We start from the raw sequence: 9,448 nt of genomic DNA on the forward strand, positions 1-9,448 counted from the left end.
ACACTGTTCATCACGGCGTCGGCATCAGCTCCCGTATAAGTTGCTTCCACGCGCACGGTCGGCGGAGCAATATCCGGATATTGTTTTACGGGAAGGGTATAAAGTGAAATGAATCCAACGATCAGAATCAAAATGGATATAGACAAGGCCATGACAGGCCGTTTGATGAATACGTTTCCTTTCATAAGCTTCTGTTAATTATTTGACCTGTGTGCCTTCGCGGACCATTCCGGCTCCTTCGGCAACAATCTCATCACCGGCTTTGAGTCCGTCCAGTACGATGTATTCTTTTCCGTCGTCGACCGGAGCTACTTTGATCAGAGTTGATACAGCTTTTCCGTCAACAACTTTATAAACCAGTATTTTATCCTGTAATTTGATGGTGGCACTTTGTGGAATGAGGATACATTGCTTATAACTACTTGGAATCAGTACCTTTCCGGAAGCACCGCTGTGTAAGAGGCGGGAAGCATTGGGGAAAACAGCACGTACTCCCACGGTTCCTGTTTCTTTGTCGATGACGCCGCTGATAGACTCAATCTTTCCCGGCTCATCGTAAATGGAGTTGTCATTGAGCTGAAGCTGGATAGGCGGCATATCTTACAAGGCTTTTTCTATTGTTCCATACTGGCGGGCCAGAGAGAGAAACTGATTCTCCGTCATGGAAAAGTAAACATACATATTTGAATTGTCGGACACGATGGTTAAAGGTTGTGGCATGTTTGAACTGACTAAGGTTCCTACCCGGTAAGGCAGCATGCCGACGACTCCGTCACTTGGACTCTTCACTTCTGTATAGGAAAGGTCGTTTCGGGCATTTACTTCTTGCGCTTTAGCCTGTGACAATTGTGCTTTTGCAGTGAGATAGGCATTTTCGGTTGTTTGAAGATTGAAACTGGAGACAACCTTTTTGGCATATAGTTCCTGAGTACTCTTATAGGTAAGCTCGGCTGTTGCCAGATTAGCCTGGGCAGCTTCTACATTGGCGATGGCCGTTTGCAGCGCTGCCTTGTAGGGAACCTGGTCAATGACAAACAGGATTTCTCCTTTTCGGACAATATCCCCTTCCGAGACATTCAGCTTTTCGATGTATCCGGCTACTTGAGGATAGATGTCAATGTCCTGCATTCCTTCGATGGAAGCAGAATAGGCTGTTGTGATTTCCTTGTCCGTATCAGCCCGGGCAGTTTGTAGTTTGTAGTTCTTGCTTTCGTTCTGCTTGGTTTCTGTTTTACAGGAGGTTGCTCCTATTGCGCAGATGGCTGTTAACATGAGCCATGTTTTTAGTTTTTTGATTTCTCTTGTCATATTCATTTTTTTGTTCGTGCAAAAGTAGTCTCTCGTTTCATACGGCATGCTATGAATTTTCGTACAGAAATGTTCTGTTTTTCCTTGGAGCATTGTCGGATGGCCTGAAAGTGGAAAACAGAATAGAGATAGGTGAAAATGGAATAGATAACCTGTCGGATTATTCCCCATCTTTGCAGAAAAATTAAAAGATGGAAGAGATTATCAAACATATAAATTTGGATATGCTTCAGCGGAAAGCCAGACAAGGCTGTTATGCAGATGATTATCTGTTTCTGTCGGATCGGCTGGAGGATGTGTTTCAGGAGAACAGAAATGTTAAGCTCGATATGTTTCTCATGATCTATTGTCTGGAAGGTGAGATCAGGCTGGAATTGAACAATGTGTCTCGTATCTTACGGCATAATGATTTAATTGTCAGTTTGCCGAATACATTGATTGCGCAGGTGCTGACAAGTCCGAACTGCCGTGCCCGGGTAATTTGCTTTTCCAACCGTTTTATTCGTAGGCTGACCCAGACCAAGAAGTATACGTGGAAGTCTATCTGTTATATCCAGAATCAGCCGGTCAAGCATTTTGAAGAGGATGAAAGTAACTATTTTTCCCTGTATCTGAATCTGATGGAGCATAAGGTCAAGGCTGAAATGGATGAACTTCAAAAAGAAATACTGTTGTATATTGCTTCGGCTTTTTTTGAAGAAATGATTGCGGAAACGACCCGAAAATCAGTGGACAAGGAGTTGCGCACTGATACAGGGCTGGTGGCACAGCCGGATTTTATATTCAAGCAATTTATGGAAGCTTTGGCTGCGGATAATGGAAAACATCGTACGCTGGAATATTATGCGGAAATGTTTTGTTATTCTCCCAAATATTTGTCACGGGTTATCAAACAGGTGAGCGGTAAGCGGGCATTGACGCTTATTTATGAGAATGCAATAGAGCACATCATTCTGGAACTGAAATATTCGAATAAAAGTATTAAGGAAATAGCCATGGACTTTGAGTTCTCTAATGTGTCCTTTTTTGCCCAATATGTAAAAAAGCATTTAGGAATGACACCTTCTGCTTTCAGGAGTCTGGAAAAGAAACATACAGAGATCGGGCCTGAATGAAAAGCTGGCTTCTGAAAAATTATATATACGATGAGGCCGCAACGTATATACGTTTGCGGGTCATCGAGTAGTACGATGAGGCTCCAACGTATATACGATTACGGGGCATCGAAGGGTCATATATTATGCTTTATAAGGTGAGAGGAACACCTTTGTAGAAATCCAGGATTTTGGTCCGGAAGATAAAGTCGTATTTGGCCTGAATACGATCGGATACGGCTTTCATCCAGTTTGTTCTTGCTTCGTTATATTCAGTAGCATTGGCTTTCCCGTTGGCATATTTCTCTTTCATCAGGAGAAAGGAGGCTTCGGCTGCTTCATCGGCCGTACGGCTGCTCTGCAATTTGCTTTCAGCACCCAGAGCATTGTAGTAAGCTTGCTGGATTTCTTTGTAGAGTGTCTTTTTACTTTCTTCCAGCTGCCAGTTCAGATTGCTTTGCTGGATGCGTGCGCTTCTCACCTGATTGCGGGTACTGAACCGGTTGAAGATAGGAATGCTCAGAGAAAGACCTATATACTGGCTGAAATTGTCTCTCAGTTGTGCACCGAAGTTTCCGTTTTCCCGTCCGGAGACATTATAATAGTTCGTACTCAGACCGGCACCGAAGTTCAATTGCGGATAATATCGGCTTTGGGCAATACGAATGTTGTGCCGTGCTCCTTCCAGACGATACTGTGCTGCAAGGATTGAAGGTTTTGAAAGTACCGCCTGTGAATAGATTTCAGTCGGCGAGGTGAGCGAAGCAGTCAGGGCTTGTTCGTCTACTTCAGGTGAAACGATGCGGAAGTCATCCGGAGAAGGCAGTTCCAGCAACTGACTGAGGTCGAGTAGGGCCAGTTGGTAATTGTTGTCGGCCTGAACGGCAGACAGTTGGTCTTGTGCCACACGCGACTGCGCTTCGCGCCATTCTGCTTCTGAGGCTTTGCCGTTCTGGTAATAGGCTTCTTTCTGCTTCAGCATCTCCTGGCTTAAGCTGACTTGCTGGTGGGCCACCTTAGCCAGTTCTTCATTGAACAGAACTTGCAGATAGGCGGATGCAACCTGAATGCTGATATCTTCTTTGGCTTTGTTCAGATCCTCGATGGCTGCTTTCAGATTCAGTTTGGCCAGTGAAATGCTGTGAGGAATCTGCATACCGGTAAACAACGGGACACTGGTTGTCAGATTCAGACCGGTGTTCTGTGTATTGATACTCTGGTAAGTATTATCAGCCTGCAGGCTTCGGCCGAAGTTGAAAGAGTGGGAAGCACTTCCGTTCAAATCGGGCAGTCTGCTCCATTTGGCTGTATTCAATTCCACTTCACTCTGGTCACGGCTTGCTTCCTGTTGCTTGATGGTCAGGTTATGTTCGATGGCATAGTTGATACATTGTTTCAGGCTCCAGACCTCCTGTGCCTGGACAGAGAGTGTGCAGGCACAAAAAGTTAATGTTGCGAGATATTTTTGTTTGGTTGTTATCATGGCTTATTCTCCTTTCTTCAGTCCGCGTACTTGTTCACCTGCATTCAATCCTTTCTTGATTTCGATCTTGATACCGTTGCTGATTCCGGTAGTCACTGAACGGCGTTCGAACTTCTGGACCGGTACGCTGTCGGTCAGGACATAGACAAAGGCTGAATCATTTTCGAATTCAATGGCACTTTCAGCAATGGCAACTACATTGTCGGCACGCTGCAGTTCCATTTCAGCATTGGCGCTGTAGCCTGAACGGATCGTTACGCTGTCCGGCACCTGGATGGCTGCTTTGATTTCAAACTGATTGGCTCCGTTGTTTTCCGTGCTTTTCGGAGAAATATATTCCAGAGTGGCATCAAACTGCATATTCTGTAAAGCTCCTAAAGTGATTTTTACGGGAATTCCTTCGTGAATGCGTCCCACTTCCGTTTCATCTACGTTTCCGCGGAAGATCAGATCACCCATGTCTGCCACGGTAGCGATGGTGGTTCCGTCATTGAAGGTATTGCTCATGATAACGGAGTTACCCACTTTTATAGGTACGTCCAGAATCAATCCGTCAATTGTGGATCGGATCAGTGTGCTGCTGAACGAAGCACTGTTTTTCGTGATACCTTCTTTTACGATTTCCAGATTATCTTTAGCTGCCTGAAGTTCTTCACGGGCCTGCTGGGTTGTCAGAAGAGTTTTTTCGTATTCTTCACTGCTGACCAGTTTGCCTTTATACAGTTTCTCCATGCGCTGCAAGTCGGTTTCGGCCTGTCGTCCGTTCATCTCAGCCAGTCTTACCCGGCTTTCAGCGGCGTTCAGTGAACCAAGTTCCGGGATTACTTTGACTTTAGCAATAACTTCTCCTTTCTTGATTTTTTGTCCGGCTTCCTTATAGACTTCGGCAATGATACCCGAGATCTGAGGTTTGATCAGGACTTCATCGCGTGGTTCAATCTTTCCGGTTGCTACGGTGGTTTGCACTAACGTATCTTTTTCAGCAGTCAATACGTCATAAATAGTTTCTTTGGGTTGGGATTTTTGATAGAGGAATACAAAGGTTCCGATGAAAATCAATGCCAGAACTACCAGCAGAGCTATTTTAATGTACTTTTTCATAAGAAAAGGTGTTTGTTTTGTTAATAAATGGGTTAATATTCACTTGTTTGTCGTTTTTATATTGGTTTATTCGTCTCTGATTGCTTCAATTGGTTTTACGGCCATGGCCCGGTATGCGGGTGCCAGTCCGGCCAAAAGTCCAAGTATGATCAGCAAAATGCAAGCTCCGATTGCCTGCCAGAAGCTGATTTGAAAATGGATTGGTGCTGTCGGAGTCGATGTGGCGCTTTCTACGATGTTCAGAAGAAAGACCGCAAAGGTAATTCCGCTCATTCCTGCAAGGCTTGTCAGTACAATACTTTCTGAAAGAATCTGCTGGAGAATATCATTGGGCCGTGCACCGATCGCCCGCCGGATGCCGATTTCTGTGGTACGTTCTTTCACTGTAACCATCATGATGTTGCTGACTCCGATCGCCCCTGCAAGCAAGGTTCCCAAACCGACCATCCATCCCAGGATGCGTATGCCTGAGAAAAGGTTGTCCATCATGCCAAAAAGAACTTCGGCATTCAGCTGTACAAGTGCCTGGTCATCGTCTGGATGGATCAGATGTGCCTGTTTCACAATTTTGGCGATATCCTTTTCCACTTCGCTGATGGCATATCCTTTCCGTGCAGTATAGGCAATCATCTGGACTTTCTGACCGAAATTATAATTGTTCTGCATGGTGCTGAATGGAATGATAACAGAAGTTTCCGTATTTCCCTGGATAGAAACATTTCCTGTTCCCATGTTTACGCCGATCACCTGATAATAGATACCGTTGATTTCGATGTATTTTCCGCAGGGGTTTTCTCCTCCCGGGAATAAGGATTCATAGATTTGTTTGCCGATGATGCAAACTTTCCGGTTATCTCTTACATCCATATCGTTCAGGTAGCGCCCTTGCGTGATCAGGGGTTCTTCTATTTGGCTGTAAATAGGATAGAGTCCTTTCAGGGTTCCGGAGATCTTTTGTTCGTTGTAGACAATGTTCACTCCCCAGCGTGCAAGTGTCGGAGTAACGACATCTGCTCCTTCCACATTGCGCAGGATCCGTTCTACATCTTTGTTTTCCAGATCCCAGTAACGTCCTTGCTGGAATCCCCGGTAAGCCTTGCTTGTCTGGTTCGTACCCATGAATCCGGAATTTGTGGCAAATCCTTTAAACTGGAGTGACAATGTTTCCTGCATGCCTTTCGCACCGCCCAGCAGAGAAATCAGCATGAAGATTCCCCAGAATATACCGAATGCGGTTAAAAGGCTTCGTGTCTTGTTTCGTGTGATCGTGACAAGTATTTCTTCCCACGTATCTAGATCAAATTGTTTCATAATCAGTCTGCTCTAAGTGCTTCAATAGGCCGGATGCGGACAGCTTTTCTTGCAGGGAAAAGACCGGCCAGAGTTCCGGCAATAATAAGTGTCAGGGTGGCCTGGATAGCGATGTGAATATCTACTGTCGGATTTTCAAAGACTGTTACGCTAAACAAGCCTGCATCCATGGTTTGCGTTCCGGCCACTTTGTTCATGTACTCGGTAACGGCAATTCCGGCTACCATGCCGATGTATCCGAAGAATGTTGTGATGACAACGCTTTCAGATATAATCAGCCATAGAATGGAGGAAGGTTTTGCTCCCAGTGCTTTTCGTATGCCGAATTCGTGAGTACGTTCGCGCACGGTAATCAGCATGATGTTGCTGACTCCCACAATGCCGCTCAGCAACGTAAAGATTCCGATTACCCAGATCGCAATGTGTAAGGTCTGATTGGCTGCCTGTTGCTGGAGATATTGGGTAAAGCGGTTCCATATCCATATAGCACCGTCATCATCTGCCGCAAACATTTTTTTGCTTCCCATAACCTGACGGTAATCTTTCTCAAACAGTTCGTTCTCGGCTTCACTGGTAAGTCCCCGGGTTGTAAATGTGATGTTGTCAATACTGTCACCTTTATTATATACAACCTGCAAGGTAGTAAAGGGAATCAAAGCCGACGGAGAGAAACTGTTTTGGTCTGTATAGATCCCTACGACCTGATAAGAAACACCTTGTGCGTTGAGGTACTTTCCTAGAGGTTGGCTTTTGGGAAAAAGTTGTTTGGCTGTTTTCTCATGCAATACAATCACTTTGCGGCGTTCTTTCATATCGCGTTCGTTGATGAAACGTCCTTTCTTGATTTTGATTGCTTCCAGTTCCGGATAACTGGGGAAAACCCCATCAAGTGATATGCTTACATTTTCTTTTTCGAAGTTGAGATAAACGCTTCCTTTGCTGATGGTAGCTCCTGTCGTGATAATATTCTTCGAGAATGCAGTAGCAGTCAGTTCTCTGTCTGTATCATCCAGTGAAATGCTTCTTCCTTCATTTAATCCGTTATAAGGCTTGGAAGTATATCCGGGATAGATTTTCATAGAATTCATTTTCATGTCCCGTGTCTGTCCTTCAAAAGCATTGATCAGTCCGTTTCCTGCTCCCAGCAAAACTATTAACATAAAGATTCCCCATGCGACAGAGAATCCGGTAAGAACCGTACGCAGTTTGTTGCGTTGGATGGTTCCATATATTTCTTGTATCAGATCAATCATAACACATGCTATTTCATAAATCCGTTCTTTCCGAAAGGTGAAGCATTGTGATCAATGTTATCTTCAATCCGTTCGATGACCCCGTCTTTAATGTGGATAATCTTATTGGTTTGATTGGCGACTCCGCTTTCATGCGTAACAATAATGATTGTCAGTCCTTCTTTATCATGGAGCTCTTTCAGTATCCGCATGACTTCTACGGAGGTTTTACTGTCCAAGGCTCCGGTCGGTTCATCAGCCAGGATGATCTGAGGCTTTGATATTAGTGCCCGGGCAATGGCTACCCGCTGTTTCTGTCCGCCGGAAAGTTCGTTAGGCATGTGATGAGCCCACTCTTTGAGTCCCAGTTTATCCAGATATTCCAGCGCCAGCTGATTCCTCTTTTTCCGGTTTACCCCTTGATAGAATAAAGGAAGAGCTACATTTTCCATGGCATTCTTAAACGGAATAAGATTGAACGACTGAAAAATGAATCCGATCATTCGGTTCCGGTATTCAGCAGCTTTGGTTTCGCTCAGATTCCGGATCAGGACATCATTCAGGTAATATTCTCCTGAATCATAATTGTCCAAAATGCCAAGGATGTTGAGCAGTGTAGATTTACCTGAGCCCGAAGCTCCCATAATGGAGACAAATTCTCCTTTCTCGATGTCGAGATTAATTCCCTTCAATACATGGAGCGGTGCTCCGTTGTGATAGGTCTTGTTGATGTCTTTCAAATGTATCATGTTTCTTTTGCTTGTGTTTGTTAGACATTGCGAAGTTAGAAAAAGTTACAGATATTCGATAAATAAATGAAAAAAAATTTGCTCTGTTTAGTGGTATTCTATACATTTGCGTGATAGAATTAACCCTAAAAAATGTAATGTCATGACTGTAAACATGGAAAAACCTTATGTGGTAGGAATGGATATCGGTGGTACAAATACAGTATTTGGTATTGTCGATTCTCGTGGTAATGTGTTAGTTTCTGATTCAGTAAAGACACAGCAGTATGATAAAATCGACGAGTATGTTGATGCTGTGTGCAAGAAACTTCTTCCGCTGCTGCAGCAGGTTGGCGGTGCAGAGAGAATTAAAGGTATGGGTGTCGGCGCTCCGAATGGTAACTACTATAATGGTACAATTGAATTTGCCCCGAATCTTCCTTGGAAGGGAGTGATTCCATTGGCTGCCATGTTTGAAGAAAAGTTAGGCATTCCGACGGCGTTAACAAACGATGCAAATGCTGCAGCAATTGGTGAAATGGCTTATGGTGCAGCTCGCGGTTTGAAGGATTTTATCATGATCACTTTAGGTACAGGAGTTGGTAGTGGTATCGTAATCAACGGTCAGTTGGTATATGGTCACGATGGCTTTGCTGGAGAATTGGGTCATGTTATTGTGAATCCGGAAGGACGTGCTTGCGGTTGCGGACGTAAAGGATGTTTGGAAACTTATTGCTCAGCTACGGGTGTAGCCCGTACTGCTCGTGAGTTTTTGGTACAGCGTACAGGTCCTAGTTTGCTGAGAAACATTCCGGCAGAAGAAATTGTGTCGAAAGATGTTTATGATGCAGCTGTTAAGGGTGACAAACTGGCTCAGGATATTTTCGAATATACAGGAACTATCCTTGGTACAGCTTTGGCAAACTTCATTGCTTTCTCCAGTCCTGAAGCAATTATCCTCTTTGGTGGTCTGGCTAAGTCTGGTGATTATATCATGAAGCCGGTTCAGAAAGCGATGGAAGAAAATGTACTGAAGATCTACGAAGGAAAAACCAAGTTGTTGCTTTCCCAGTTGAAAGATGCTGATGCAGCCGTTTTGGGTGCCAGTGCATTGGGTTGGGAAGTTAGAGACAATTAATTCGTCTGATGTTTAAATGGACGGGGATATGTGCCGTGTGGCATATATCCCCG

General features: G+C 44.4%; 8 protein-coding genes and 1 pseudogene. 2 read left to right on the forward strand and 7 right to left on the reverse strand.

The window, feature by feature from the left end; all coding sequences use genetic code 11:
* The coding region (locus BACCOPRO_RS18125; RefSeq protein WP_008145149.1) for an efflux RND transporter permease subunit at positions 1-185 on the reverse strand (185 nt) is incomplete at its 3' end.
* Positions 186-198: 13 nt separating this feature from the next.
* A pseudogene (locus BACCOPRO_RS15605) lies at positions 199-1,308 on the reverse strand (efflux RND transporter periplasmic adaptor subunit).
* 191 nt (positions 1,309-1,499) lie between these two features.
* Here BACCOPRO_RS15605 and BACCOPRO_RS15610 point away from each other — a divergent pair.
* Positions 1,500-2,423 (forward strand): helix-turn-helix domain-containing protein, encoded by a 924-nt coding sequence (locus BACCOPRO_RS15610; RefSeq protein ID WP_008145152.1) that lies wholly within the window; start codon positions 1,500-1,502, stop codon positions 2,421-2,423.
* Positions 2,424-2,553: 130 nt separating this feature from the next.
* Here BACCOPRO_RS15610 and BACCOPRO_RS15615 read toward each other — a convergent pair whose 3' ends face one another.
* From BACCOPRO_RS15615 to BACCOPRO_RS15635, 5 genes are all read right to left on the reverse strand, one after another.
* Entirely contained in the window at positions 2,554-3,885 is a 1,332-nt protein-coding gene (locus BACCOPRO_RS15615; protein WP_008145153.1) for a TolC family protein, read from the reverse strand.
* 3 nt (positions 3,886-3,888) lie between these two features.
* The gene (locus BACCOPRO_RS15620) at positions 3,889-4,986 is read right to left on the reverse strand and encodes an efflux RND transporter periplasmic adaptor subunit (protein ID WP_008145154.1); all 1,098 of its coding nucleotides are present in this window, start codon (positions 4,984-4,986) and stop codon (positions 3,889-3,891) included.
* 66 nt (positions 4,987-5,052) lie between these two features.
* Positions 5,053-6,297 (reverse strand): ABC transporter permease, encoded by a 1,245-nt coding sequence (locus BACCOPRO_RS15625; RefSeq protein WP_008145155.1) that lies wholly within the window; start codon positions 6,295-6,297, stop codon positions 5,053-5,055.
* A gap of 2 nt (positions 6,298-6,299) precedes the next feature.
* Entirely contained in the window at positions 6,300-7,550 is a 1,251-nt protein-coding gene (locus tag BACCOPRO_RS15630) for an ABC transporter permease (protein WP_008145156.1), read from the reverse strand.
* Between the two features lie 8 nt (positions 7,551-7,558).
* Entirely contained in the window at positions 7,559-8,278 is a 720-nt protein-coding gene (locus tag BACCOPRO_RS15635) for an ABC transporter ATP-binding protein (RefSeq protein ID WP_008145159.1), read from the reverse strand.
* Positions 8,279-8,420: 142 nt separating this feature from the next.
* On the opposite strand from BACCOPRO_RS15635, the gene BACCOPRO_RS15640 reads away from it, so the two are divergent.
* Positions 8,421-9,395, forward strand: a complete 975-nt coding sequence (locus tag BACCOPRO_RS15640; RefSeq protein ID WP_008145162.1) for an ROK family protein — start codon at positions 8,421-8,423, stop codon at positions 9,393-9,395.
* The last annotated feature ends 53 nt before the right edge of the window (positions 9,396-9,448 follow it).

The organism is Phocaeicola coprophilus DSM 18228 = JCM 13818, from assembly GCF_000157915.1.
GTDB classification, from domain to species: Bacteria; Bacteroidota; Bacteroidia; order Bacteroidales; family Bacteroidaceae; genus Phocaeicola; species Phocaeicola coprophilus.